Genomic DNA, 23,727 nt, shown 5'->3' on the forward strand with positions numbered 1-23,727 from the left:
GGGTATGTTGCACAGCCTGTGAAGCATAGCGGGTGTGGCGGGTTTGGCCGTTTGGAATAAGCCACGGGCGGCTTAAAACATCCCGTTGCGCTCAGGCATGGACGCGCCCGCCCCGGATGGGTATCATGGCGCCCGCGTTGCACTCGTAGCTCAGCTGGATAGAGTACTGCCCTCCGAAGGCAGGGGTCGTGGGTTCGAATCCCGCCGAGTGCGCCATCTTCTTCAAAAGCCCGCCTTGTGCGGGCTTTTGTGTTTCTGCGGCGGCTGTGAGGGCCGAAGGGCCAGCCCGGTCAGGTGCTCAGTAAGCCACCTGAACAGATCAGGGCCTTTCACCCTCGATATAACACTCCGATTGCTTAAGTGAACAGCATTACGGCACAGCCGCCCTCCCGCTCCCTAATAAACTGCAAAACAAAGCCTATGGCTGACCGTTGCGGCAGTTGCTGCTCAGCCCTATAGTCCCGCCGCGCTGTAAAGGCCTGGCGCGCTGAGGCAAGCCGCTCCTTCCGGCCGCAATGAGTTGACACCCGTGCCCATGCTCAGATAATTGCAGGCAACATGTAGCACCAATGTAGCTACAAAACTAGGGAGAACCCTCAACCATGGCAACAGCGCTAAAAACCACAGATGTGCGGTGCAGGATCGACGAAGACCTAAAGGAGCGTGCGACAGCGATTCTGAACGCATGCGGGCTTAGCGTCAGCGATGCGATGCGGCTTTTCTTCCGGCAAGTTGTCGCGACCGAGGGGATACCTTTCGAGGTTCGCGTGCCGTCTGCCCGTACAGAGAAAGCCCTGCAGGAAGCTCAGGACATCCACCGCCACTATCACTCCACGGCTGAAATGTTGAGCGATTTAAATGGCGAAGAAGGGCATAGGGCCAAACCCAAAACGCGCCGAAAGGCCTAGGGCGTGCGCATACACCAAGACCTTCGACAAGTCATGGGAACGGTACAAGCGAGCTGGCTTGCGCGACATGAAGGCCGCCGCAGAGGTGATGGCCCTTATTTTTCGGGCCAGCCGCTACCCGCGGAGTACCTAGACCACGAGCTATTGGGGAACTGGGCTGGCGCACGAGAGTGCCACATTGGCGGTGACTTTCTACTCATCTACATCATTGAAGGTAACAGAGTGACCTTCGTGGACTTGGGAAGCCATTCGGAACTCTTCAAATGAGTAGCCGGCGTCGAAGCCCATCAGGCTCAGTGCCAGCTTGAAGGTAGACGCCGGGGTGACCCGGGTGGTGCAGTCCCCAGTGTGTTGCAGCACCTGGCCGCTGCTGGCGTCGGTGATCAGCGTGCAGAGGGTCTTGGCCTGGGCGGCTGGGCTGCACAGCAACAGGAGGCAGGCACTGGCTGCAAGAACACGAATACACCTCATGGTTTCAACCCTCCCTTAGGCGCCGGGCCGGCCATCCGCGATCCAGGCTTCGACAATACGAATGCCCAAGCGGTAGCGCGAACAGTTGAATGGCTGAAGCATGCTCAGCTCCTGGCTCAACAACTGCCCGAATGCCGCGAGGTCCTTGGGCTCAACGCCGTAGCGTTGCAGATCGCCCAGCGGCAGGCGCGCCAGCACCACATCGCTCACCGCGCCACGCAGCGCTTCACGGTACCGGGCGCGCAGTGGGTCCGGCACGCCCATCGCTTGCACCAGCACTTCGTACTTTTTGATCGAACGCAGGTAGGTCCATTCGAACAGCTCGACCGCCAGGCTCACATCGCAATACTCATACACCGCGAGCATTGCCATTGCGTAATCACTGTTCTGCACGTCGATGAACGACAACGGCGCGCAGTTCTGCAGCAACAAAGGCAGGTTCGCGCTCAGCCGGCTGGTGCGTTTGTTGCCATCTTCGAACGGTTGCAGGTAGGCGATGTTCACCCAGAGGAAAAACGCCGCCTCGACCGGGTTTTTGATGGCCTTGGCCTTGGCGACCACCTCCTCGAGTACCTCCTCCAGCAGGCCCGGCGCTTGCAGCGGGACGTACGCCGAGTCGGAGATATTCACCACCGTGTGGCGGATCCCGCCAATGGCGGCCGGGTCGCGCAGCAGGTCGCTCATCAGCGCTGCCTGGATGTTGCGCAACACCGGCACGCGCAGCCCGTATTCAGGCACGGCGTCGACGATGAACTCAATGGCGTCCTTGTGGTTGAGCAACATGATCGCATCGACATCGTCACCGGGTGATCGCCCTCGGGCAAACAGCGCGCGGGTGTCTAGCAGGCTTTTGCGGTTGCCCTCCAGGCGCGAGGAGTGCCAGGAGAGGTCGATCAGCAACTCTTGGAGGACCGTGCGCGCATAGGTACCCGCGGGCTGCTGCCCTCGGGCGCGGCCCTGTTCGAAGAGGCTTTGCGCAAGCTTGGCGGGGAGCAAGCTGCTGTGGTTGGGTAGGTAGCGTTCGACGAATTCACGTTGATAACCGACTGGCTCACGGGCCCCCAAAGGGGCTTGTAGGGTGATCAGCCGCTCTTGGGCAGCAGCACCGTAAGCGAATGCTCTGCCGGTGGCAGGCGTATTGCCCGCCAACAGATAACGCGTGGAACGGCCAGCGCCGGTGATCAGCAACTGGCCACTTTCAACCAAGGCAGCCAACGCCCGGTTCAGCGTGGGCCTGCTGGCGCCAAGGCCGTTGGCGAGCTCGCCGGCGCTTTGCTCGCCTTGCGCTTCAAGCTGCCGGATAACCTGCTGAGAAAGCTTTGAATCCGGCATGGCAGTGCCCCGATGAGAAGAAAGCCAAAACTTATCACTTTCTTATCAGTAAACGATAATAATCTTATCGTAATCTTATCAAATCTTCTCATCGGCACCCTGGAGCGTGCCATGCCGGCAGCTTTTAGCCCGCCACCTTACTCATCAAAAACGCCAAAAACTGCTGCAACGTCATCTTCTGCCCGTTGAAATCGACCTGGCCGTTCTCATAGTGCAAGTCAGAGCGAATGTCGTTGCCCTCAACCCGCGCCACGCCTTGCAGGGTGGCCAGGGTCGCAACCAGGTTGGCCTGGCCTTCGGCGTTGCGGGCCAGGGCGGCGGCGTCGGTTTCGCCCTGCAGTTGGCCTTGCAGGGTGGTGAGGTCCTGAATGGTCAGCTTTGAGAGCACCAGTTTGGCGTCGAGCCGGCTGACCAGTTGCTGCGCCAGCAGCAGTGGCGGTTGTTCCATGTCGGCCGGTTTGGCGAGGTCAAGCACCAGGCTCAGGTGGCTTTCACCGTTGGCGGTTTTCAGCCCGAGGTTTTCCAGCGCGATGTGCGGCTGGCCGGCGAGCAGGCGCATGCCGCTGGCCTGCAGCTGTAGTTGCTCGGCCTGGGTCAGTTGCGGGTTGTACGGCACACCGGCAGCCGCGGCGGCCTGGGCTTGTGGCTCGATGGTTTCGCGGTAGACCTTCGCCAAGTCGGCGGCGGCGCCGGCGTCGATGTTGGAGAACACCCAGCGCATCTGCGCGCTGCCTGCCGCAGCACCGCCCACGCGGACATCCGGCAGGGTGTAGTCGGTACTGCCCTTGAGCTTGCCGCCCTCTTCTTCAAGGCTGCCCACGCCGAGGAAGCCGTTCAGCTCCAGGGCCGGCTTGTTCGGCATCTGCAGCAGTGCCTTGGTGATTTTCACGCTGCTGTTGCCCAGGTAGAAGCTCGACTGGCCCTTCAGGCCGCCGCTGTTGAGCACCACGCCGCCCAACTGCAAGTGCGCTTCGCCTTCGCGGTTGTGGAAGGCCGCTTCGAGGTTGTCGAGGGTACCGCTCACGTGCAGTTCGCGGCCGTCCTGGGTGCCTTTGACCTGCACGTTCAGGCCGCTGAACGCGCCGCTGCTCTGGGCGTCGCTCCACTGCAGCGGCAACGCTTGCAGGCCGGCTTCGAGAGATTGGTCGTAGCCCAGGGTGGCTTGGCCGGTCACCGGCGCCACGCCTTGGGTGAGGTCGAACCAGCCTTGCAGTTCGCGGCTGTTCTGCAGGGCGAACTGGCTGCTGGCCATGACCGGCAGCAGGTGCAGGGTTTTCACCCGCGACCAGGGGAACGGCCCGTGTTCGATGTGCTCGGCCACGTTCAGGGTGGTGCGCTGGCCGCCAAACAACTGCGGGCTTTGCACGGTGACTTCATAGCGGGCATCGCTGGAGAACAACTGCCGGTCGAACGAAGCCAGGGCCACTTGCGCGCTACGCCCCTGGCCAGCCAGAGACACCGCCAACTGCTGGTTGAGGTCGACCAGCTGCTCACGCAGCAGGGGTTCGATGCGGGTGCCGGTGTACCAGGCGCCGCCGGTGATGGCGGCGCCGGCAATGATGATCACGGCAGCGCCGAGGGTTGCGATCTTGTTCATACAGCGTGGGGTCCTTAAGCGTTTGGCTTCCGTAGCACGTGGCCGTGCTGATTAACCTGTTTGCTGCGCTGGGTCAATGGTGGCCGTACCGGCCACGGCACACTCTGTCACCCAGGCCGTTGCACGTTTGCAGCAGCCGCTCACCCCGCGGCGCGGCGCAACCGCCCTGGCCGGGGCCTTCAGCGCACTGGCCCGGCGCTTGCTCTCATGGCAGGGCGTCAAGACGCGCGTTTTTTCCACAACAAGACTGTTAAGGAAAGACCCATGACTAAAACAATGAAAGCCGCCGTCGTCCATGCTTTTGGCCAACCCCTGCAGATTCGCGAGGTGGCGGTGCCCACCCCGGCCGCCGGGCAAGTACTGGTCAAGGTCGCTGCCTCCGGCGTTTGCCATACCGACCTGCATGCGGCCGACGGGGACTGGCCGGTCAAACCCAACCCACCGTTCATTCCCGGCCATGAAGGCGTTGGGCATGTGGTGGCGGTGGGCGCTGGGGTGACCCACGTGAAAGAAGGCGACCGCGTGGGCGTGCCATGGCTGTACTCAGCCTGTGGCCACTGCGAACACTGCCTGGGGGGTTGGGAAACCCTCTGTGAAAGCCAGCAGAACACCGGCTACTCGGTGAACGGCGGCTTTGCCGAATACACCCTCGCCGATGCCGGTTACGTCGGCAAGCTGCCAGCCAACGTAGGCTTCGTCGAAATCGCGCCGATCCTCTGCGCTGGGGTCACGGTGTACAAGGGCCTGAAGATGACCGACACCCGCCCGGGCCAGTGGGTGGTGATTTCCGGCATCGGCGGGCTGGGCCACATGGCCGTGCAGTACGCCCGCGCCATGGGCCTGAACGTGGCCGCGGTCGACATCGACGACGGCAAGCTGGCCCTGGCCCGCCGCCTCGGCGCGGAGGTCACGGTCAACGCCCGTGAGCTGGACCCGGCCAAGTACCTCAAGGAGCAGATCGGTGGCGCCCATGGCGCGCTGGTCACCGCGGTGTCGCCAAAAGCCTTCGAGCAGGCCATGGGCATGACCCGCCGTGGCGGCACCATCGCCCTGAACGGCCTGCCGCCGGGGGACTTCCCGCTGTCGATCTTCGACATGGTGCTCAACGGCACCACCGTGCGCGGCTCGATCGTCGGCACCCGCCAGGACCTGCAAGAGGCCTTGGACTTCGCCGGCGAAGGCAAGGTCAAGGCCACCGTGGCCAGCGACAAGCTGGAGAACATCAACGCGGTGTTCGACAAGATGCGCGCCGGCCAGATCGAAGGCCGCATCGTGATCGACATGGAGCAGTAAGCGCGGCTCAGTGCCGTACCCGGAACCGCTCCACTTCCTGGCGCAGGCCCTGCGCCAGGCTCTCCAACTCTTGCGCCGTCACGGCCAGCTCACTGACCACCTCGCGCTGCTCGCTGTTGACCTGGGCGATGCTTTGCAGGTTGCCGCTGAGCACCGTGGCGGTGGCGCTCTGCTGCTGGGTAGCGGTGGCAATGCTTGCGAATTGCTCCCCTGCCGCGCGGCTTTGCTGGTCGATGTTCGACAACGCCGCCGCCACCTTGGCGTTGCGCTCCAGCCCCTCGCGCATCAATGAATTGCCCTGTTCCATCGTTTGCACCGCTTGCGCGCTCTGCTGCTGGATGTTGTCGATCATCTGGGAGATTTCATCGGTGGCCTGGCGGGTGCGCGAGGCCAGGCTGCGCACCTCGTCGGCGACCACGGCAAAGCCGCGGCCCTGCTCGCCGGCACGGGCCGCTTCGATCGCCGCGTTGAGCGCCAGCAGGTTGGTTTGCTCGGCGATCGAGGTGATCACGCTGACGATACCGCCGATCTCCTGGGAGCGCTGGCCAAGGGCGTCGATCACCTTGGCGGTTTCGCCCAGGGCCGCGGCGATCTGCTCGAGGGAGCTGGAGGCTTGGTCCATCGACGCGCGGCCCACTTGGGTGTGCTGCATGTTGTCGCGGGCCATGCGCTCGGTGCTGAGCATGTTGTCGGCGATGTGCTGGGAGGTGGCGCTGAATTCTTCAACGGCGCCGGCCATGCTGGTGATCTCGCCGGATTGCTGCTCCATGCCGGCGTAAGCGCCCCCGGAAAGCCCGTTGAGGGCGCCGGCGCGGTGGTTCACCTGCTCGGCGGCGTCGCGAATATGCTGGACCATCCCGGCCAGGGCCTCGCCCATCTGGTTGAAGGCGTTGCCCAGTTGGGCGATCTCATCGTTGCCGTGGGTGCGCGAGCGCGCGCTGAGGTCCCCGGCGCCCAGGGCTTGTGCTTGCGCCACCAGGCCAGCCAGCGGCGCCAGGCGCCGGCGCAGCAGCCACATGGCCATGCCCACGGCGATCAACGTCGCCACCAGGCTGCCGATCACCAGGCGCGTGCCCACGGCCCAGGTCACGTCGGTCATTTCTGCCTCGGGCATGCTCGCCACCACCCGCCACGGCCCTTGGGCAAACGGCACGGCCAGCGAGTAGAACACCTGGCTGCCGTCGTTCCAGAAGCCGCCATCGGCCGCCGCCAGGGCCGGCTGAATGGCCTCCACCGCCTGGTCCGCGGCCTTGACCCCGAACGGCGGCACCAGCCAGTGGTTCTGCGCGTCGAGCAGCGCCAGCGAGCCACTGGTGCCGATGCGGAACTGCCGCAGCTTGGCAAACTGCGCGGCCTGCGCCTCGGTGTAGTCAAAGCCCACGAACAGCACCGCGATCACCTGGCCGCGGGCGTCGCGCACGGGGGTGTACTGGGTCATGTAGTTGCGCCCGAACAGCACCGCGGCGCCCACATAGCTCTGCCCGCCAAGCAGGCGCTGGTAGGCCGGGTGGGCGTGGTCGAGCTGGGTGCCGATGGCGCGGCTGCCATCCTGTTTGGTCAGCGAGGTGCTAATGCGCACGAACTCATCGCCGCTGCGCACGAACACCGTGGCCACGCCTTCGGTCATCTTGCGAAAGTCATCGACCTCGCGGGTGTCGTTGTTGAGCAGCGCCTCGCCGAGCAGCAGGCCCGGAGTATTCACCCCGGCCACGGCTACAGGCTGTTCCGGCTGCAGCGCAAGGCCGGCGGCGAAGCGCGATTCAAACAGCCCGCTGAGGCGCTGGGTGCTGATGCGCAGGGTGTTCTGAAAGGTGTCGAGCTGGTCGGCGAGCAGCCGCGCCTCGCTGGCCATGTGGTCTTCACGGGTGGCGAGGTTGGCGCTGTTCAGCGAACGCAGGGCAAGGGCAGTACTAAGGCTGATCACCACGATCAGAATGGCGGCCAAGGCAAGGCCCAGCTGTGAGGCGATGCGAGCTCGGGGCTGAGTCACGGGAACGGGCTCCTGTCCAGATGCCGGCCTCGGGGCCGGTCTGGTATACGGTAAAAAATAGGTGTAGCGCACAAGGCTGCAAAGGGTGTGTCGGCCGCGCTCGGCAATACCTGAGTCGCGCCCTGCGGCATTAGATTGCCACTACTGGAGGATGTTCACCTCCGGCAACACGGTGGCGGCAACTTCTTGTTGCAAAAATTCACTGAGGCGCTGCAACCGCTCACTTCCCGGGCGGGTGCGCGGCCATACCAGGTAGTAGGTTTCGCCGCTGGCCACGGCGGTCGGCCAGGGCAGCGCCAGGCGCCCTTGGGCGACGTCTTCGGTGACCATCATCAGGTCGCCGATCGACACCCCATAGCCTCGCGCGGCGGCGATCATACCCATTTCGAGCGTATCGAACACCTGCCCGCCCTGCAGCGGCACCTGCTCGGTCAGGCCCATGCGCTTGAGCCAGTGGCGCCAGTCGCGGCGGTCCGGGGTGGGGTGCAGCAGCTCGACGCTGGCCAATTGCGCCGCGCCCCACGGCGGTTGCTCGGCCAGCGCCGGGGCGCCCACCGGGATCAACAGCTCCGGGAACAGCGGGGTGGCTTCCCAGTCCGCCGGGAAGTGCCCGGTGGAGAGCAGCACCGCGCAATCGAACGGCTCGTCGTGGAAGTCCACATGGTCGATGTCCATCCAGGCGCTGGTGAGCTGCACCTCGTTGCCGCTCTGCAGTTGGCGGAAGCGGCTGAGCCGCGCCAACAGCCAGCGCATGGTCAGGGTGGGCGGGGCCTTCATGCGCAGCTCGCCGTGCTCGCCGAGCAACACCGCGCAGGCCCGCTCCAGCGAACCGAAGCCATCGCGCACGCCCGGCAGTAGCGTGCGCGCCGCTTCGGTCAGGCGCAGCTGGCGGCCGCTGCGCAGGAACAGCCGGCAGGCGAAGAAGGTTTCCAGCGTGCGGATGTGCCGGCTGACCGCGCTCTGGGTGATCGCCAGCTCCTCGGCGGCACGGGTGAACGAGCTGTGCCGGGCGGCAGCTTCAAAGGCGCGCAGTGCATACAACGGCGGTAAATGGCGTGGCATCGGCGGCTCCCGGGGTGGCGCATGCATGATTAATACTCATGCCATGCATCGCTATTATCCTTTTGTGCGGGGGCTTGGCAAGGCGCACACTGCCTTCCTCCCAGCCCTGCCCAGTTGATCAGAAACCACGACCATGGCCGCCTCCAAGACCCGCACCGAACTCCTCGCCCTGCTGCGCCTGGCCGGGCCGCTGATCGCCTCGCAACTGGCGCACATGCTGATGGTGCTCACAGACACACTGATGATGGCCCGGCTCAGCCCGCAGGCGCTGGCCGGCGGCGGCCTGGGCGCGGCGTGCTACACCTTCGTGTCGATCTTCTGCTTCGGCGTGATCGCCGCGGTCGGCACCCTGGTCGCCAACCGCCATGGCGCCGCCGACGATGCCGGCGCCGCGCGCCTGGCGCGGGCCGGGTTGTGGCTGGGCTGGATGCTCGGGGTGGTGGGCGCGGTGCTGCTGTGGAACCTCGGCCCGTTGCTGCTGCGGCTGGGCCAAACGGCCGAGAACGTGGCCTTCGCTGAACAATTTTTGCTCATGCTGCCGCTGGCCCTGCCCGGCGCGATGACCTTCATGGCCTTGCGCGGTTTTACCAGCGCGGTGGGCAAGGCCGGGCCGGTGATGGTCATCAGCCTGCTGGCAGCGGGGGCTAACGCGGTACTGAACCTGGCGCTGATCGACGGCTGGTTCGGCCTGCCGCATTTGGGCCTGAAAGGCATCGGGCTGGTCACCGCGGTGGTGTCCACCGGCATGGCGGCCACCCTGGCGCTGTACATCGGTGCCGCCCAGGCCTACCACGCCTACCCGCTGCGCGCCGGGCTCGGCCGGCCAGACTGGGCCAGCCTGGCCGAGCTGTGGCGGTTGGGCCTGCCGATCGGCGGCACCTACGCGGTGGAAATCGGCCTGTTCGCCTTCGCCGCGCTGTGCATGGGCACCATGGGCAGCACCCAGTTGGCGGCGCACCAGATCGCCCTGCAGGTGGTGTCGGTGGCGTTCATGGTGCCAGTGGGGCTCAGCTACGCGGTCACGCTGCGGGTCAGCCGCCATCACGGCGCCGGCGACCTGCGCCAAGCGCGCCGCGCCGGGCGGGTCGGCATCGGCTTCGGCGCGCTGGTGATGCTGTGTTTTTCGCTGTTGTTCTGGGCCGCGCCAGAGGCGGTGATCGGGCTGTTCATCAACGCCCATGACCCCGCCTTCACCCCGGTGTTCACCCTGGCCGTGCAACTGCTGGCGGTGGCTGCCTGGTTCGAGCTGTTCGACGGCACCCAGACCATCGCCATGGGCGCGATCCGCGGTTTGAAAGACAGCCGCCTGACCTTCCTGATCGGCCTGGGCTGCTACTGGCTGATCGGCGCGCCGATCGCCTGGGTGCTGGCCTTCCAGGCCGGCTGGGGCCCGCTGGGGGTGTGGTGGGGCTTGGCCGCCGGGCTGGCCTGCGCGGCCAGCACCTTGACGCTGGGCTTCGAGTGGCGGGTCAACCGGTTGCGGCGTGCTGGCGCTGCTGCAAAAACCCCAGCAACGCCGCCATCGGCAACGGCCTGCTGATCAGGTAGCCCTGCACCTGGTCGCAGCCAAAGCCACGCAGTTGGTCCATCTGCGCCTGGGTTTCGACGCCTTCGGCGACCACTTCCAAGTGCAGGTTATGGGCCAGGTTGACCATCGCATGCACCAGTTGGCGGTTTTCTTCGCGGTCGTCCATGCCAGCGACAAAGCTTTTGTCGATCTTCAGCAAAGCGATCGGCAGGCTGTTGAGGTGCACGAACGATGAAAACCCGGTGCCGAAATCATCCAGGGAGAAGCGCACACCCAACTGGCCGAGCACGTCCATGGTGTGGCGCACCAGGTCGTTGCGGCGCATCACCGCGGTTTCGGTGAGTTCGAACTCCAGCCAGCTGGCATCGATGCCGCGCTCTTTGATCAGCCGGCTGAGGGTAGACAACAGCTGGCTGTCCTGGAACTGGCGGAACGACAGGTTGACCGCCATGTGCAGCGGCGCCAGGCCGGCGGCGGTGAGGTTTTGCATGTCTTGCAGGGCGCGCGAGATCACCCAGTAGCCCAGCGGCACGATCAGCCCGCTTTGCTCGGCCAGCGGCACGAACTCGCTCGGCGGCAGCAGGCCGCGCTCGGCATGGCGCCAGCGCACCAGGGCCTCGAGGCCGACCACTTCGCCGGTGCACAGGTGCAGGCGCGGCTGGTAGTGCAGTTCCAGTTCATCGCGGCGCAGCGCCCGGCGCAGCTCGCTTTCGAGGTCGGCCAGGCTGCGCGCGTTGCGATTGATGCGCTCGTTGAACACATGGTACGTGCAGCCCTGGATGCCCTTGGCCTGCTGCATGGCGATGTGCGCGTGCCACATCAGCGGGTCCGCGCCGGCCTTGGCGCGGCCGTGGGCCACGCCCAGGCTGCAGCCGATCAACAGGCTTTCGCCGTCGATCCAGTACGGCTCGCCCATGGCCTCGACGATCCGCTCGGCCAGGCGCTCGGCGCGCTCAGGGTCGCCGCGGGTGTCGAGCAGCAGGGCGAATTCGTCACTGCCCAGCCGCGCCAGGTGGTCACCGGGCTCCAACTGCGCCTTGAGCCGCGCCACCACTTGCAGGATCAAGCGGTCGCCGGCCTGGTGGCCGAGCGAGTCGTTGGCGTGGCGGAAGTTGTCGAGGTCGAGGTGGCCCAGCGCCAGGCCGCGGCCTTCGGTGCTGGCCAGGCGCCCGGCAAGCAGGGTTTGAAAGCCCTGGCGGTTGGCGATGCCGGTGAGCGGGTCTTCTTCGGCCAGGCGCTGCAGGGTGCTTTCGAGCGAGGCGCGCTCGCGCACATGGCGCAGGCAGCGGCGCAGGGTGTCGGGGCTAAGGGTACTGCGCACCAACCAGTCGCTGGCGCCCTGCGGCGGCTCGGCGGGTTCGTCTTCGAGCAGCAGCACCTGGGCCATCTGGCAGTTGAGGTCTGCCGGCTGCAAGCCGGGGGTGGTCAGCAGCACCGCCTGGCGATCGTGTTCGAACAGGCTGCTGACCACCGCCCAGTTCGGGGCGCTGATCAACACAAAAGCGTCGCCCAAAGGCGCCAGGCACTCATGCAACGTTGCAGCCCAGACCGCCTGCTCGGCCAACAACAACAGGCGGGTAGGTTCTAGCGGCGTAGCCACGCAAGCTCCTTAGCATTCAGTACTGGCGGGTAGAGGGTCCCGGGCCCAGGCGAAAACGCTTGAATGATAATGATTTTCGATAGCGGCTGAAAAGAAAATTTCTAACCGAATGAAAAACTTCCGCTCGCATCCTGAGGCAAAGTAACAAAACGGGCAAATTTTGTTACACGATCTTTTGCGCTACGTCAGGTGGGCGCGGCAAGCGGCCCGGACCCTGTTAAAATGCGCGGCCTTTTTACTGGTCAGAATCCCCCATGTCGCGACTCAACCCCCGGCAGCAGGAAGCCGTGAACTACGTCGGCGGCCCGCTGCTGGTACTGGCCGGCGCAGGCTCCGGCAAAACCAGCGTGATCACCCGCAAGATCGCCCATTTGATCCAGCAGTGTGGCATCCGCGCCCAGTACATCGTGGCCATGACCTTCACCAACAAGGCCGCGCGCGAGATGAAAGAGCGCGTCGGCACCCTGCTGCGTGGCGGCGAGGGGCGCGGGCTGACGGTCTGCACCTTCCACAACCTGGGCCTGAACATCATCCGCAAGGAACACGCGCGGCTGGGCTACAAGCCGGGGTTTTCGATCTTCGATGAGTCCGACATCAAAAGCCTGCTGACCGACATCATGCAGAAGGAGTACTCGGGCGACGACGGGGCCGACGAGATCAAGCACATGATCGGCACCTGGAAGAACGACCTGATCCTCCCTGAGCAGGCCCTGGCCGAAGCGCGCAACCCACGCGAGCAAACCGCGGCGATCGTTTACGCGCACTACCAGCGCACCTTGCGCGCGTTCAACGCAGTGGATTTCGACGACCTGATCCTGCAGCCGGTGAAGCTGTTCCAGGAACACGCCGACGTGCTCGAACGCTGGCAGAACCGCGTGCGCTACCTGCTGGTAGACGAATACCAAGACACCAACGCCAGCCAGTACCTGTTGGTCAAGCTGCTGATCGGCATGCGCCACCAGTTCACCGTGGTCGGCGACGACGACCAGTCGATCTACGCCTGGCGCGGTGCGCGGCCTGAAAACCTCATGCTGCTCAAAGACGACTACCCCTCGCTCAAGGTGGTGATGCTCGAGCAGAACTACCGCTCGACCAGCCGCATCCTGCGCTGCGCCAACACGCTGATCGCCAATAACCCCCACGCGTTCGAAAAACAACTGTGGAGCGAGATGGGCCACGGCGATGAAATCCGTGTGATCCGCTGCCGCAACGAAGAAGCCGAAGCCGAGCGGGTGGCGATGGAAATCCTCACCTTGCACCTGCGTACCGAGCGCCCGTACAAGGATTTCGCCATCCTCTACCGCGGCAACTACCAGGCCAAGCTGATCGAGCTCAAGCTGCAGCACCACCAGGTGCCCTACCGGCTCAGCGGCGGCACCAGCTTCTTTGCTCGGCAGGAAGTCAAAGACCTGATGAGCTACCTGCGCCTGCTGGTCAACCCGGACGACGACAACGCCTTCCTGCGGGTGATCAACGTGCCGCGCCGGGAGATCGGCTCGGCCACCCTCGAGAAACTCGGCAACTACGCCACCGAGCGAGAAGTGTCGATGTACGGCGCCTGCGATGAACTCGGCCTGGCCCAGCACCTCGATGCGCGCTTCGTCGACCGCCTGCAGCGCTTCAAGCGCTGGATGGACAACGTGCGCCAACAGGTGGCCACCAGCGAGCCGATCCAGGCCCTGCGCAGCATGGTGATGGACATCGACTACGAAAACTGGATTCGCCAGAACAGCTCCAGCGACAAGGCCGCCGAGTACCGCATCAGCAACGTGTGGTTCCTGATCGAGGCGCTGAAGAACACCCTGGAGAAAGACGAAGACGGCGAGATGACCATCGAGGACGCCATCGGCAAGCTGGTGTTGCGCGACATGCTCGAACGCCAGCAAGAGGAAGAAGAAGGCGCCGACGGCGTGCAGATGATGACCCTGCACGCCTCCAAGGGCCTGGAATTCCCCTACGTGTTCATCATGGGCATGGAGGAAGAAATCCTCCCGCACCGCTCCAGCATCGAAGCCGACACCATCGAGGAAGAACGCCGCCTGGCCTACGTGGGCATCACCCGCGCCCGGCAAACCCTGGCGTTCACCTTCGCGGCCAAGCGCAAGCAGTACGGTGAAATCATCGACTGCCTGCCCAGCCGTTTTCTAGACGAACTGCCGCCTGACGACCTCGCTTGGGAAGGCCAGGAAGACGCCCCGGTCGAGGTCAAGGCGGCCCGTGGCAACAACGCACTGGCCGACATCCGTGCCATGCTCAAGCGCTGAATTCGAGGGCTTACCGTGCTCGCACTGCAAGAAAAAATCCGTGAAGAAGGCATCGTGCTCTCCGAGCAGGTGCTCAAGGTCGATGCCTTCCTCAACCACCAGATCGACCCGGCGCTGATGCAGGCCATCGGCGATGAGTTCGCCCGCCGCTTCGAGGGCCAGGGCGTGACCAAGATCGTCACCCTCGAAGCCTCCGGCATTGCCCCGGCGGTGATGGCCGGGCTGAAGATGAACGTGCCGGTGATCTTCGCCCGCAAGCACGCCTCACTCACCCTCACGGAAAACCTGCTCACCGCCGAGGTGTATTCGTTCACCAAGCAGGTGAGCAACAAGGTGGCGGTGTCGCCTCGCCACCTGGCGGCCCATGACCATGTGCTGATCATCGACGACTTCCTGGCCAACGGCCGCGCCGCGCAAGCGCTGATTTCGATCATCCAGCAGGCCGGCGCGAGCATCGCCGGGCTGGGGATCGTGATCGAGAAGTCGTTCCAGAGTGGCCGCGCCGAGCTGGATGCCCAGGGGTACCGGGTGGAATCGCTGGCCCGGGTGGGGTCTTTGGCGGGGGGGAAGGTTGAGTTTATTGAGTGATTGAGGGGCCCATCGCCCGGCACAGCCGGCCTCCCACGGGTTCTATGCTGCCTCGTAATTCAGGTACTTACACAGATCTGGTGGGAGGCCGTGGTCCGGCACTCCGGCTGTGCCGGGCGAAGGGCCCTGAAGCTCATGCACAAAATCAGCAGCGCTCACAGATTGATTCCCTCCGGGCCTTCCCTCACTGCGTCAAAAACACCAACGGCTCCGCCGGCCGCGTTGCCTGCAACGCCGCCAACAGCAGCCGCTGGTACAACTCCTCGCGCAACCCATGGGCCTGCATCAACTGCATGCGCTGCAGGTGTTCGGGGTACAGGTTTGGTTCCGGCGCATCCAACGCGGCCTTGCCCAGGTCGAGCAACTCAGTGAGGTGGAACTTGCTCTTCAGCCAGTTCAGCGCCCGTAGCAGGTCCCGCTCCACCGTGGTGAAGTCACTGCCCAGCGGGTACTCCGGAAACAACTGCGGATGGCGGGCGCGCACCGCCTCCAAGCGTTCCGGGGTGTTCTCGGCATAGCGCCGGTCGAGGCGAAAATCACGCGGCAGCTTGCCGGCCATTTGCGCTTGGTCGATCAGCGCCGGCTGGAAGCGTGAGTCGGCGATGTTCACCAGCGCCTCGATCACCTGGGCGTCGGTTTTGCCGCGCAGGTCGGCGATGCCGTACTCGGTGATGACCAGGTCCCGCAGATGCCGGGGGATGGTGCAGTGGCCGTATTCCCAGACGATGTTCGAACTCACCGCCCCGCCGCTTTCGCGCCAGCTGCGCAGCGCCAGCAGCGAGCGCGCGCCCTCCAGCGCGTGGCCTTGCACCACGAAGTTGTACTGCCCACCGACGCCGCTGAGCACCTGGCCGCCTTCCAGTTGGTCGGCCACCGCCGCGCCCAGCAGCGTGGCTTTCACCGCCGTGTTGAAAAACCGCGCGTGCTGGCGCTGCAGGCGTTTGAGCGGCTCATCGCCGTACAGCTCGTTGATGAAGCTGATGGCGGTCATGTCGAACTGCCCGCGCACCTCCAGCGGCATCTCCCGCAGGCGCTCATAGAAGCGCCGCGGGCCGAGGAAGAACCCACCGTGCACCAGCACCCCGCCGGGCACGCTTTCGCCGGCATTGGCCCGCGCCTGATGCTCGGCCTCGGCGTGCACCCGGCGGCGCAACACGCCGGCTTCGGCCAGCACCAGCAGGCCGTTCACGAACATTTCACTGCAGCCGTAGAGGCCCTGGGTGAACGGCGCGGTGCCGCCTTCACGGGCGATCAGCGCTGGGGCGAGGTCCAGCTCATCGAGCAACGCCAAGTAGGCATGGTTATTCGCCTGGCGCGCCAACAATGCCGCGGTAAGGGCATCGCCCATAGCGCCGATGCCGATCTGCAAGGTGCCGCCGTCGCGCACCAGGGTGCTGGCGTACAGGCCGATGAAGTGGTCCTGGCTGCCCACCGGCATGTTCGGGGTGGAAAACAGCGTGCTGCGCTCGGGCTCATCGATCACCAGGTCGAACTGCTCGTGCGCCACTTCGGCCGAGCCGGGCATGTAGGGCAGTTGCTCGTGCACCTGGCCCAGCACCAGCACCGCTTCCCCCGCCGCGCGGCGTTTGCCCAGGCGCGGCAGCAGGTCGAGGGTGAGGTCCGGGTTGCAACTGAGGCTGAACTGCCCGGGCCGTGAGGGCGCCTCGGCGATCAACTGCGCCACCAGGTTCAGCCCGCGGGCGTCGATGTCGCGCGCGGCGTGGCTGTAGTTGCTGCTCACGTAGCTCTGCTGGGCGGTGGCGCAGCCGACCAGCGCCCCGGGCTGCATGAAAAACTGCTCTACCGCGACGTTGGCGGGCAGTTCGTTACGGCGCAGGTCGGCGAGAAAATCCAGCTCCGGGTAATCGCCGTACACCTCTTCAACGAAGGGTTCGAGAAACCGTTTGTGCAGGCCGTCGCCCAGTGGCGGGCGGCCCAGCACCAGGGCGGTGTAGATCGTCAGTTGGCGGCTGGGGAGGGTTTTCAGGCGCGCATACAGCGCGTTAACGAAGCGGTTGGGCTTGCCCAGGCCCAGCGGCAGGCCCATCTGGATGTGGTTGGGCAGGCGTTCCAGCACTGCGTCTACCGCGTGGTCTATCGAGCAGCGTTCCACCGGCTGAGCTCCATTCGGGGTGGTGATGGAGGTTGGACCGGGGGTGGGGGTGGTTGTTCAGCGCTTAGAAATTCGCCGGCGTCGCCGCGCTGATCAACCGCGCTGGCGCCTCGAAGGGGTTCCTGAAGCGGTGCGGCCGGGTGCTTTCGAAGTAGTAGCTGTCGCCCACCTCGAGCACGAAGGTTTCCAGCCCTACGGTCAACTCCAGCCGGCCTTCGATGAGGATGCCGGTTTCCTCGCCGTCATGGGCGAGCATGTCGGCGCCGGTGTCGGCCCCTGGCGGGTAGGTTTCGGTCAAAAAGGAAATCGCCCGGCCGGTGTGGGCCTTGCCGACCAGCTTCATGGTCACCGCGCCGTCGGAGATGTCGATCAGCTCGTTGGCCTTGTAGACGATCTGGGCGGTGTTGTGGGTTTCGAGCTCTTCGGAGAAAAACTCGACCATCGACATGGGAATGCCGCCCAAAACCTTGCGCAAGGAGCTGATCGAAGGGCTAACGCTGTTTTTTTCGATCATCGAGATGGTGCTGTTGGTCACCCCGGCGCGTTTGGCGAGCTCGCGTTGGGACAGGCCTTTGAGCTTGCGGATGGCTTGCAGGCGTTCACCGACGTCCAATGGGGGGCTCCGAGGTGTTGTTGTTCGAGCAGGTATGATGGCAACCCTGTTCGGTATTTACAACAAAGCACCCCGGCGGCGGCTCAACCCTGGTAAACGAGCGGCACCCGGCGCAAGTTACAAAATATCTGGTAGGGGATGGTGCCAGCGGCGCTGGCCACGTCGCTGGCCAGCACCTGGCGGCCCCACAGCTCGACCGGGCTGCCGACCTGGGCGGCGGGTACATCGGTGAGGTCAATGCAGAGCATGTCCATCGACACCCGGCCCAGCAGGCGGCTGCGTTGGCCGGCGACCATCACCGGGGTGCCGGTGGGGGCGTGGCGCGGGTAACCGTCGGCGTAGCCCATGGCCACAACGCCCACGCGCATCGGTTTGTCGGTTATGAAGGCAGCACCGTAGCCCACCGGCTCGCCAGCCTCCAGCTGTTGCACGCAGATCACCTTCGACTCCAGGCTCATCACCGGCTTGAGCTGCGCGGCATTGGCCTGGGGGGCGTCGAACGGCGTGGCGCCGTAGAGCATGATGCCCGGGCGCACCCAGTCGCTGGGCACCTGTGGCCAGCCCAGCACCGCGGGCGAATTGCGCAGGCTCACCGGTGCCTGCAGGCCTTCGGTGGCGGCCTTGAACACCGCCACTTGGTCAAGGCTGGCGGGGCTGCCGGGTTCGTCGGCGCGGGCGAAGTGGCTCATCATCACCACCTCGCTGGCCTTGCCGCTGGCCTTCAGCCGGTTGAACGCAGCGGCGTAATCGCGTGGCGGCAGGCCCACCCGGTGCATGCCCGAGTCGAGCTTGAGCCACACCTGGATCGGCCGGCCGAGGCTGGCCTGTTCGATCGCCTCCAGTTGCCACAACGAGTGCACCACCGTCCACAGCCGGTGCTCGACGATCAGCGCCAGCTCGCTGGCCTCGAAGAAGCCCTCGAGCAGCAGGATCGGCCCCTGAATGCCGGCGGCGCGCAGCTCCAGCGCTTCTTCGATGCAGGCCACGGCAAAACCGTCGGCGTCTTGTTGCAGGGCCTGGGCGCAACGCACCGCGCCGTGGCCGTAAGCGTCGGCCTTGATCACCGCCAACGCGCGGGCGCAGGACAGTTCACGGGCGAGGCGGTAGTTGTCACGCAGGGCTTGCAGGTCGATCAGGGCACGGGCTGGGCGCATGAAAATCTTCTTGAACGCAGGTTACGGGTACGGGCTCAGGAACGGGAGTGCGACGGCTGGGCTTTACCGCCCTCACCTTGCGCGGCCGGCCGCGGTTGCTGGCCATAGCGGAAGATGTCGAGGCCCTCGGCGCTGATCTGCGGCGCCTTGCGCGCGATCAGGTCGGCCAGCAGCCGCCCGGAACCACAGGCCATCGTCCAGCCGAGGGTGCCGTGGCCGGTGTTGAGGAACAGGTTGCGGTACGGCGTGGCACCGACGATCGGCGTGCCATCGGGGGTGGTCGGGCGCAGGCCGGTCCAGAAGGTCGCTTCCTGCAGGTTCCCGCCGCGAGGATAAAGGTCGTTGACGATCATCTCCAGCGTTTCCCGGCGGCGCGGGTTGAGGCTGAGGTCGAAACCGGCGATTTCGGCCATGCCGCCCACGCGGATACGGTTGTCGAAGCGGGTGATGGCGACCTTGTAGGTTTCATCGAGGATGGTCGAGGCCGGCGCCATGGCGGCGTCGACGATCGGGATGGTCATTGAGTAGCCCTTGAGCGGGTACACCGGCGCCTTGATGCCCAGCGGCTTGAGCAACTGTGGCGAGTAGCTGCCCAGCGCCAGCACGTAGCGGTCGGCGGTTTCCAGCTTGCCGTCGATGACCACGCCATTGATGCGATCGCCAGCGAAGTCCAGGCGCTCGATGGTTTGCCCGAAGCGGAACTGCACACCCAGGCCGCGGCACAGTTCGGCCAGGCGGGTGGTGAACATCTGGCAGTCGCCGGTTTGATCATTCGGCAGGCGCAGGGCGCCGGCGAGCAGGTCGCCGGTGGCGGCCAGGGCCGGCTCGACGCGGGCGATGCCGGCGCGGTCGAGCACTTCGAAGGGCACGCCCTCACGCTCGAGCACGGCGATGTCCTTGGCGGCGTTGTCGAGCTGCTCCTGGGTGCGGAACAGCTGGGTGGTGCCCAGCGCGCGGCCTTCGTAGCTGATGCCGGTGTCGGCGCGCAGCTCGTCGAGGCAGTCGCGGCTGTATTCGGACAAGCGCACCATGCGCTCTTTGTTCACCGCGTAGCGGCTGGCGGTGCAGTTGCGCAGCATCTGCGCCATCCAGACGTATTGGTCGAGGCTGCCGGTGGCCTTGATCGCCAACGGCGCATGGCGCTGCAGCAACCACTTCATGGCCTTGAGCGGGATGCCCGGGGCGGCCCAGGGCGAGGCGTAGCCTGGCGACACCTGGCCGGCGTTGGCGAAGCTGGTTTCCATGGCCACACCGTCCTGGCGGTCGACCACCACCACTTCGTAGCCCTGGCGGGCCAGATAATACGCACTGGTGGTGCCAATCACACCACTGCCCAATACCAGCACACGCATACTCACCCCTTGCACGGCCTGGCGTGCGGAAAAGTCTGATAACCCATTCGATGGCGGCAGTATAAAAAGCGCAGCGCAGTGCTATTCACTATATAAGCAGCTATATTTGGCGATAATTCTCGGCCAAAATGGCTTTTTCGGAGGGGCATCGCCTATGAGAACCCAGCATCAGAGCAAACGGGAACTCGATAAGATCGACCGCAACATCTTGCGCCTGTTGCAGGCCGATGGTCGGTTGTCGTTCACCGAGCTGGGCGAGAAGGTCGGCCTGTCGACCACCCCCTGCACCGAGCGGGTTCGCCGGCTCGAGCGCGAGGGCATCATCATGGGCTACTACGCCCGGCTCAACCCGCAGCACCTCAAGGGTAGCCTGTTGGTGTTCGTCGAGATCAGCCTCGACTACAAATCTGGTGACACTTTCGAAGACTTCCGCCGCGCGGTGCTCAAGCTGCCCCATGTGCTGGAGTGCCACCTGGTCTCGGGCGACTTCGATTACCTGGTGAAGGCGCGGATTTCCGAGATGGCGTCGTACCGCAAGCTGCTGGGCGACATCCTCCTGAAGCTGCCCCATGTGCGGGAATCGAAGAGCTACATCGTCATGGAAGAGGTCAAGGAAAGCCTTAACCTGCCGGTTCCGGACTGATCACGGGTTGCCCCGTGGCAGGCCGCGCGCTTAAGCTCCGTTAAATTTTACAAACACCTACAGGATGTACCCATGAGCGCCCCGCTCGCGGCGAACTCGCACGCAGCCTCTTATTACGCCGCCAGTGCCGGCCCCCTGCCCCAGTACCCCACGCTGCAAGGTGAGGAACAGGCCGATGTGTGCATCATCGGCGGCGGCTTCACCGGTTTGAACACCGCCATCGAGCTGGCCGAGCGTGGCCTGCGGGTGGTGTTGCTCGAGGGCCGGCGCATCGGCTGGGGCGCCAGCGGCCGCAACGGCGGCCAGTTGATCCGCGGCGTGGGCCATGAGCTGGAGCAGTTCGAAGGCGTGCTGGGTAAAGAGGGCGTGACCGAACTCCAGCGCATGGGCCTCGAGGCCGTGGGCATCGTGCGCCAGCGCATCCAGCGCTACGCCATCGACTGCGACCTGGTGTGGGGCTATTGCGACCTGGCCAACCGCGCCCAGGAGTACGACGCCTTCGCCGGCGAACTGTGCGGCCTGCGCCAGTTGGGCTACGAGCAGGACATGCGCCTGGTGCCGCCCGAGGAGTTGCCGGGTTTGATTGCCTCCAATGCCTATGCCGGGGCACTGTTCGACGGCGGCTCCGGCCACCTGCACCCACTCAAGCTGGCCTTGGGCGAGGCCAACGCCGCCAGCCAGTTGGGGGTGCGGTTGTTCGAGCAGTCGATGGTCACGCGCATCGAGCACGGCGCCAGCGTGCGCGTGCACACCGCCGCCGGCGTGGTCGCCGCCCAGCACCTGGTGGTGGCCTGCAACGCCTACCTGGGCGACCTGGAGCCGCACCTGGCGGGCAAGGTGCTGCCGGCCGGCAGCTACATCATCGCCACCGAGCCGCTGGGGGCCGAACGCGCCCAAGCGCTGTTGCCGCAGAACACGGCGATGTGCGACCAGAAGCTGATCGTCGATTACTTCCGCCTCTCGGCCGACCACCGCCTGCTGTTCGGCGGCGCCTGCCACTACTCCGGGCGTGACCCGAAAGACATCGCCGCCTACATGCGGCCGAAGATGCTGCAGGTGTTCCCGCAACTGGCGGGCGTGGCGATCGGCTTCCACTGGGCTGGGATGATTGGCATCGGCGCCAACCGGCTGCCGCAGATCGGCCGGCTGGGCAAGCACAGCAACGTGTATTACGCCCAGGCCTACGCCGGCCACGGCCTGAACGCCACCCACCTGGCGGCAAGGCTGGTGGCCGAAGCCATCGCCGGCCAGGCCGGTGGGGGCTTCGACCTGTTCGCCAAGGTGCCGCACATCACCTTCCCAGGGGGCCGCTACCTGCGCTCGCCATTACTGGCGCTTGGGATGCTGTGGCATCGGTTCAAGGCGTTGGGCTAGGTTTTTTACCGGCCCTCACTCCCGCCAAAACGGCTTACCCCCCTCACCCACCGCATCGGCGCGGCTCAGGCCCAGGTCCTTGAGCTGCTCCGGCCCCAGCTGCAGCAATTGTTGCCGGGTGCGCCAGCGGTGCACCCAGCGGCCCAGCCAGCTCAGCCCGGGCGGGCCTTCGGCGGCCGGGGTTACCACCTGAACGCGCGGCCGCGCCAGTTCCTGGTTGTGCAGCCTTGCGTGCAACTCGCCTACCTGGGCCATGGTGCTTCCCTCCAACGCTGATCTGTATGGAAAGCAATCATGGTTTTTTTAAACAATTTGATACAGACTCACCCAGACGGGATATTCACCATACAGATGCCGCCTCGCGCCGCCTGTATGGTCAAAAAATGCCTCATCTGTATGGGAGCCTGCCTGCATGACCCTTTACGTTCACCTCGCCCAACTGCTGGGCGAGCGCATCGAGCAAGGCCTGTACCGCCCCGGCGACCGCCTGCCGTCGGTGCGCGCGCTGAGCGCTGAGCATGGGGTCAGCCTGAGCACCGTGCAGCAGGCCTACCGGGTGCTGGAAGACAACGGCCTGGCCGCGCCACGGCCCAAGTCGGGCTTTTTCGTGGCCGAGGGCAAGGCGCTGCCCGAGCTGCCCGCGGTGAGCCAGGCCACCCAGCGGCCGGTGGATATTTCCCAGTGGGACCAGGTGGTGGAGATGGTCCGCGAGGCACCGAACAAACAGATGGTCGCGCTGGGCCGCGGCATGCCCGACGTCAGCAGCCCGACCCTGAAGCCGCTGCTGCGCAGCCTGGCGCGGTTGAGCCGGCGCCAAGACATGCCCGGCCTGTATTACGACACCCTGCAAGGCAACCGCGCCCTGCGCGAGCAGGTGGCGCGCCTGCAGGTGGACTCCGGCTGCCGCCTGAGCGCGGATGACCTGCTGATCACCGCCGGCTGCCACGAGGCGCTGTCGTGCAGCGTGCGCGCCATCTGCCAGCCCGGCGACATCGTTGCGGTCGACTCGCCGAGCTTCTTCGGCTCGATGCAAACCCTGCAGGGCCTGGGCCTGAAGGCGCTGGAAATCCCCACCGACCCGCTCACCGGCATCAGTGTGCAAGCCCTGGAACTGGCGCTGGAGCAGTGGCCGATCAAGGTGATCCAGCTCAACCCCAACTGCAATAACCCGTTCGGCTACATCATGCCGGAGGCCAACAAGCGCGCCCTGCTCACCCTCGCCCAGCGCTACGACGTGGCGATCATCGAAGACGACGTGTACGGCGAGCTGGCCTATGACTACCCACGCCCGCGCACGATCAAATCCTTCGACAGCGATGGCCGCGTGCTGCTGTGCAGTTCGTTCTCGAAAACCCTGGCGCCTGGCCTGCGCATCGGCTGGGTGGCCCCTGGGCGCTACCTGGAACGGGTGGCCCACATGAAGTACATCGGCAGCGGCTGCACCGCGCCGCAGGCGCAACTGGCGATCGCCGACTTCATCAGCGCCGGCCACTACGACCCCCACGTGCGGCGCATGCGCCACCAGTACCAGCAGGGCCGCGATGAGATGACCGCCTGGGTGCGCCGTTACTTCCCTGCTGGCACCCGTGTCAGCCGCCCGCGCGGCGGCTTCATGCTGTGGCTGGAGCTGCCCGAGCACTTCGACTCGGTCGCCCTGAACCAGGCGCTGAAGGGCCAGAACGTGCAGATTGCGGTGGGTAGTATCTTTTCTGCCTCAGGCAAATACCGCAATTGCCTGCGGATGAACTTCGCCTCGCGGCCCACCGCGCAGATCGAAGACGCCGTGCGCAAGGTCGGCCAGGCGGCGGCGCGCTTGCTTGAAAGCGCCGCGGCCGGGTAACTTGC

General features: G+C 65.3%; 20 protein-coding genes, 1 tRNA gene and 1 pseudogene. 10 read left to right on the plus strand and 12 right to left on the minus strand.

Features of this window, described 5'->3' with window-relative positions:
- Window positions 1–139 precede the first annotated feature (139 nt).
- The 3 genes from ACFZCE_RS04030 to ACFZCE_RS04040 all read left to right on the plus strand — a co-directional run bounded on the left by ACFZCE_RS04030 (window position 140) and on the right by ACFZCE_RS04040 (window position 1,175).
- Window positions 140–216 (plus strand) — tRNA-Arg (locus tag ACFZCE_RS04030).
- A gap of 386 nt (window positions 217–602) precedes the next feature.
- Window positions 603–908, plus strand: coding sequence for a type II toxin-antitoxin system RelB/DinJ family antitoxin (locus ACFZCE_RS04035; protein WP_390936289.1), 306 nt, complete (start codon window positions 603–605; stop codon window positions 906–908).
- Between the two features lie 33 nt (window positions 909–941).
- On the plus strand, window positions 942–1,175 hold the full coding sequence (locus tag ACFZCE_RS04040; protein WP_390936291.1) for a type II toxin-antitoxin system mRNA interferase toxin, RelE/StbE family: 234 nt from the start codon (window positions 942–944) through the stop codon (window positions 1,173–1,175).
- On the opposite strand, the gene ACFZCE_RS04045 is transcribed toward ACFZCE_RS04040, so the two are convergent.
- From ACFZCE_RS04045 to ACFZCE_RS04055, 3 genes are all read right to left on the minus strand, one after another.
- The gene (locus ACFZCE_RS04045) at window positions 1,101–1,337 is read right to left on the minus strand and encodes a penicillin-binding transpeptidase domain-containing protein (protein WP_390936450.1); all 237 of its coding nucleotides are present in this window, start codon (window positions 1,335–1,337) and stop codon (window positions 1,101–1,103) included. The genes ACFZCE_RS04040 and ACFZCE_RS04045 overlap by 75 nt on opposite strands.
- 57 nt (window positions 1,338–1,394) lie before the next feature.
- Complete coding sequence (locus ACFZCE_RS04050; protein ID WP_390936292.1) at window positions 1,395–2,711, minus strand: Fic family protein; 1,317 nt, start codon at window positions 2,709–2,711, stop codon at window positions 1,395–1,397.
- 124 nt (window positions 2,712–2,835) lie between these two features.
- The gene (locus tag ACFZCE_RS04055) at window positions 2,836–4,308 is read right to left on the minus strand and encodes a DUF945 family protein (RefSeq protein ID WP_390936294.1); all 1,473 of its coding nucleotides are present in this window, start codon (window positions 4,306–4,308) and stop codon (window positions 2,836–2,838) included.
- 264 nt (window positions 4,309–4,572) lie between these two features.
- On the opposite strand from ACFZCE_RS04055, the gene adhP reads away from it, so the two are divergent.
- Complete coding sequence (adhP, locus tag ACFZCE_RS04060) at window positions 4,573–5,601, plus strand: alcohol dehydrogenase AdhP (RefSeq protein WP_390936296.1); 1,029 nt, start codon at window positions 4,573–4,575, stop codon at window positions 5,599–5,601.
- A 7-nt stretch (window positions 5,602–5,608) separates the two neighbouring features.
- Here the strand turns inward: adhP and ACFZCE_RS04065 are convergent, their stop codons facing one another.
- The 3 genes and pseudogenes from ACFZCE_RS04065 to ACFZCE_RS04075 form a co-directional block, all read right to left on the minus strand.
- Window positions 5,609–6,478 (minus strand): methyl-accepting chemotaxis protein, encoded by an 870-nt coding sequence (locus tag ACFZCE_RS04065; protein ID WP_390936452.1) that lies wholly within the window; start codon window positions 6,476–6,478, stop codon window positions 5,609–5,611.
- Window positions 6,476–7,453 (minus strand): annotated as a pseudogene (locus ACFZCE_RS04070) (Cache 3/Cache 2 fusion domain-containing protein); the annotation flags it as partial. The gene ACFZCE_RS04065 and the pseudogene ACFZCE_RS04070, both read right to left, overlap by 3 nt.
- A gap of 279 nt (window positions 7,454–7,732) precedes the next feature.
- Entirely contained in the window at window positions 7,733–8,653 is a 921-nt protein-coding gene (locus ACFZCE_RS04075; protein ID WP_390936298.1) for a LysR substrate-binding domain-containing protein, read from the minus strand.
- A gap of 133 nt (window positions 8,654–8,786) precedes the next feature.
- Between ACFZCE_RS04075 and ACFZCE_RS04080 the strand changes: the two genes are divergently transcribed.
- Window positions 8,787–10,193: a NorM family multidrug efflux MATE transporter gene (locus tag ACFZCE_RS04080; RefSeq protein WP_390936300.1), complete on the plus strand. Its 1,407-nt coding sequence runs from the start codon at window positions 8,787–8,789 to the stop codon at window positions 10,191–10,193.
- On the opposite strand, the gene ACFZCE_RS04085 is transcribed toward ACFZCE_RS04080, so the two are convergent.
- Window positions 10,123–11,781: an EAL domain-containing protein gene (locus ACFZCE_RS04085; RefSeq protein ID WP_390936302.1), complete on the minus strand. Its 1,659-nt coding sequence runs from the start codon at window positions 11,779–11,781 to the stop codon at window positions 10,123–10,125. The genes ACFZCE_RS04080 and ACFZCE_RS04085 overlap by 71 nt on opposite strands.
- A gap of 254 nt (window positions 11,782–12,035) precedes the next feature.
- Here ACFZCE_RS04085 and rep point away from each other — a divergent pair, with 254 nt between their 5' ends.
- Together rep and ACFZCE_RS04095 are read left to right on the plus strand one after the other, a co-directional pair.
- Window positions 12,036–14,045 (plus strand): DNA helicase Rep, encoded by a 2,010-nt coding sequence (rep, locus tag ACFZCE_RS04090; RefSeq protein ID WP_390936303.1) that lies wholly within the window; start codon window positions 12,036–12,038, stop codon window positions 14,043–14,045.
- A gap of 15 nt (window positions 14,046–14,060) precedes the next feature.
- Window positions 14,061–14,633 (plus strand): xanthine phosphoribosyltransferase, encoded by a 573-nt coding sequence (locus ACFZCE_RS04095; protein WP_390936305.1) that lies wholly within the window; start codon window positions 14,061–14,063, stop codon window positions 14,631–14,633.
- 184 nt (window positions 14,634–14,817) lie between these two features.
- Here the strand turns inward: ACFZCE_RS04095 and ACFZCE_RS04100 are convergent, their stop codons facing one another.
- The 4 genes from ACFZCE_RS04100 to dadA all read right to left on the minus strand — a co-directional run bounded on the left by ACFZCE_RS04100 (window position 14,818) and on the right by dadA (window position 19,865).
- Window positions 14,818–16,680, minus strand: a complete 1,863-nt coding sequence (locus tag ACFZCE_RS04100; RefSeq protein ID WP_390936454.1) for an acetyl-CoA hydrolase/transferase C-terminal domain-containing protein — start codon at window positions 16,678–16,680, stop codon at window positions 14,818–14,820.
- 130 nt (window positions 16,681–16,810) lie between these two features.
- Entirely contained in the window at window positions 16,811–17,359 is a 549-nt protein-coding gene (locus ACFZCE_RS04105) for a cupin domain-containing protein (RefSeq protein ID WP_390936306.1), read from the minus strand.
- An 83-nt stretch (window positions 17,360–17,442) separates the two neighbouring features.
- The gene (gene alr / locus ACFZCE_RS04110; RefSeq protein ID WP_390936308.1) at window positions 17,443–18,513 is read right to left on the minus strand and encodes an alanine racemase; all 1,071 of its coding nucleotides are present in this window, start codon (window positions 18,511–18,513) and stop codon (window positions 17,443–17,445) included.
- A gap of 35 nt (window positions 18,514–18,548) precedes the next feature.
- Complete coding sequence (gene dadA, locus ACFZCE_RS04115; RefSeq protein WP_390936309.1) at window positions 18,549–19,865, minus strand: D-amino acid dehydrogenase; 1,317 nt, start codon at window positions 19,863–19,865, stop codon at window positions 18,549–18,551.
- Window positions 19,866–20,019: 154 nt separating this feature from the next.
- On the opposite strand from dadA, the gene ACFZCE_RS04120 reads away from it, so the two are divergent.
- Together ACFZCE_RS04120 and ACFZCE_RS04125 are read left to right on the plus strand one after the other, a co-directional pair.
- Window positions 20,020–20,508 carry an Lrp/AsnC ligand binding domain-containing protein gene (locus tag ACFZCE_RS04120; protein WP_390936310.1) on the plus strand — a complete coding sequence of 163 codons (489 nt, stop codon included), beginning with the start codon at window positions 20,020–20,022 and terminating at the stop codon, window positions 20,506–20,508.
- Window positions 20,509–20,580: 72 nt separating this feature from the next.
- Window positions 20,581–21,882: an FAD-dependent oxidoreductase gene (locus tag ACFZCE_RS04125; RefSeq protein ID WP_390936312.1), complete on the plus strand. Its 1,302-nt coding sequence runs from the start codon at window positions 20,581–20,583 to the stop codon at window positions 21,880–21,882.
- A 15-nt stretch (window positions 21,883–21,897) separates the two neighbouring features.
- On the opposite strand, the gene ACFZCE_RS04130 is transcribed toward ACFZCE_RS04125, so the two are convergent.
- Window positions 21,898–22,137, minus strand: coding sequence for a DUF1127 domain-containing protein (locus ACFZCE_RS04130; protein ID WP_390936314.1), 240 nt, complete (start codon window positions 22,135–22,137; stop codon window positions 21,898–21,900).
- A 157-nt stretch (window positions 22,138–22,294) separates the two neighbouring features.
- Between ACFZCE_RS04130 and ACFZCE_RS04135 the strand changes: the two genes are divergently transcribed.
- On the plus strand, window positions 22,295–23,722 hold the full coding sequence (locus ACFZCE_RS04135; protein WP_390936316.1) for an aminotransferase class I/II-fold pyridoxal phosphate-dependent enzyme: 1,428 nt from the start codon (window positions 22,295–22,297) through the stop codon (window positions 23,720–23,722).
- Window positions 23,723–23,727 lie beyond the last annotated feature (5 nt).

Origin of the sequence: Pseudomonas sp. NPDC007930, from assembly GCF_042958985.1 — a bacterium.
In the GTDB taxonomy this organism is placed as follows: Bacteria; Pseudomonadota; Gammaproteobacteria; order Pseudomonadales; family Pseudomonadaceae; genus Aquipseudomonas.

What these genes read in the sequence shown, in the direction of transcription:
- ACFZCE_RS04035 (WP_390936289.1), top strand. Translation starts at nt 603, where the DNA reads ATGGCAACAGCGCTAAAAACCACAGATGTGCGGTGCAGGATCGACGAA.
- ACFZCE_RS04040 (WP_390936291.1), top strand. Translation starts at nt 942, where the DNA reads ATGGGAACGGTACAAGCGAGCTGGCTTGCGCGACATGAAGGCCGCCGC.
- ACFZCE_RS04050 (WP_390936292.1), bottom strand. Translation starts at nt 2,711, where the DNA reads ATGCCGGATTCAAAGCTTTCTCAGCAGGTTATCCGGCAGCTTGAAGCG.
- ACFZCE_RS04055 (WP_390936294.1), bottom strand. Translation starts at nt 4,308, where the DNA reads ATGAACAAGATCGCAACCCTCGGCGCTGCCGTGATCATCATTGCCGGC.
- adhP (WP_390936296.1), top strand. Translation starts at nt 4,573, where the DNA reads ATGACTAAAACAATGAAAGCCGCCGTCGTCCATGCTTTTGGCCAACCC.
- ACFZCE_RS04065 (WP_390936452.1), bottom strand. Translation starts at nt 6,478, where the DNA reads ATGGGCGAGGCCCTGGCCGGGATGGTCCAGCATATTCGCGACGCCGCC.
- ACFZCE_RS04075 (WP_390936298.1), bottom strand. Translation starts at nt 8,653, where the DNA reads ATGCCACGCCATTTACCGCCGTTGTATGCACTGCGCGCCTTTGAAGCT.
- ACFZCE_RS04080 (WP_390936300.1), top strand. Translation starts at nt 8,787, where the DNA reads ATGGCCGCCTCCAAGACCCGCACCGAACTCCTCGCCCTGCTGCGCCTG.
- rep (WP_390936303.1), top strand. Translation starts at nt 12,036, where the DNA reads ATGTCGCGACTCAACCCCCGGCAGCAGGAAGCCGTGAACTACGTCGGC.
- ACFZCE_RS04100 (WP_390936454.1), bottom strand. Translation starts at nt 16,680, where the DNA reads ATGGGCCTGCCGCTGGGCCTGGGCAAGCCCAACCGCTTCGTTAACGCG.
- alr (WP_390936308.1), bottom strand. Translation starts at nt 18,513, where the DNA reads ATGCGCCCAGCCCGTGCCCTGATCGACCTGCAAGCCCTGCGTGACAAC.
- dadA (WP_390936309.1), bottom strand. Translation starts at nt 19,865, where the DNA reads ATGCGTGTGCTGGTATTGGGCAGTGGTGTGATTGGCACCACCAGTGCG.
- ACFZCE_RS04120 (WP_390936310.1), top strand. Translation starts at nt 20,020, where the DNA reads ATGAGAACCCAGCATCAGAGCAAACGGGAACTCGATAAGATCGACCGC.
- ACFZCE_RS04125 (WP_390936312.1), top strand. Translation starts at nt 20,581, where the DNA reads ATGAGCGCCCCGCTCGCGGCGAACTCGCACGCAGCCTCTTATTACGCC.
- ACFZCE_RS04130 (WP_390936314.1), bottom strand. Translation starts at nt 22,137, where the DNA reads ATGGCCCAGGTAGGCGAGTTGCACGCAAGGCTGCACAACCAGGAACTG.
- ACFZCE_RS04135 (WP_390936316.1), top strand. Translation starts at nt 22,295, where the DNA reads ATGACCCTTTACGTTCACCTCGCCCAACTGCTGGGCGAGCGCATCGAG.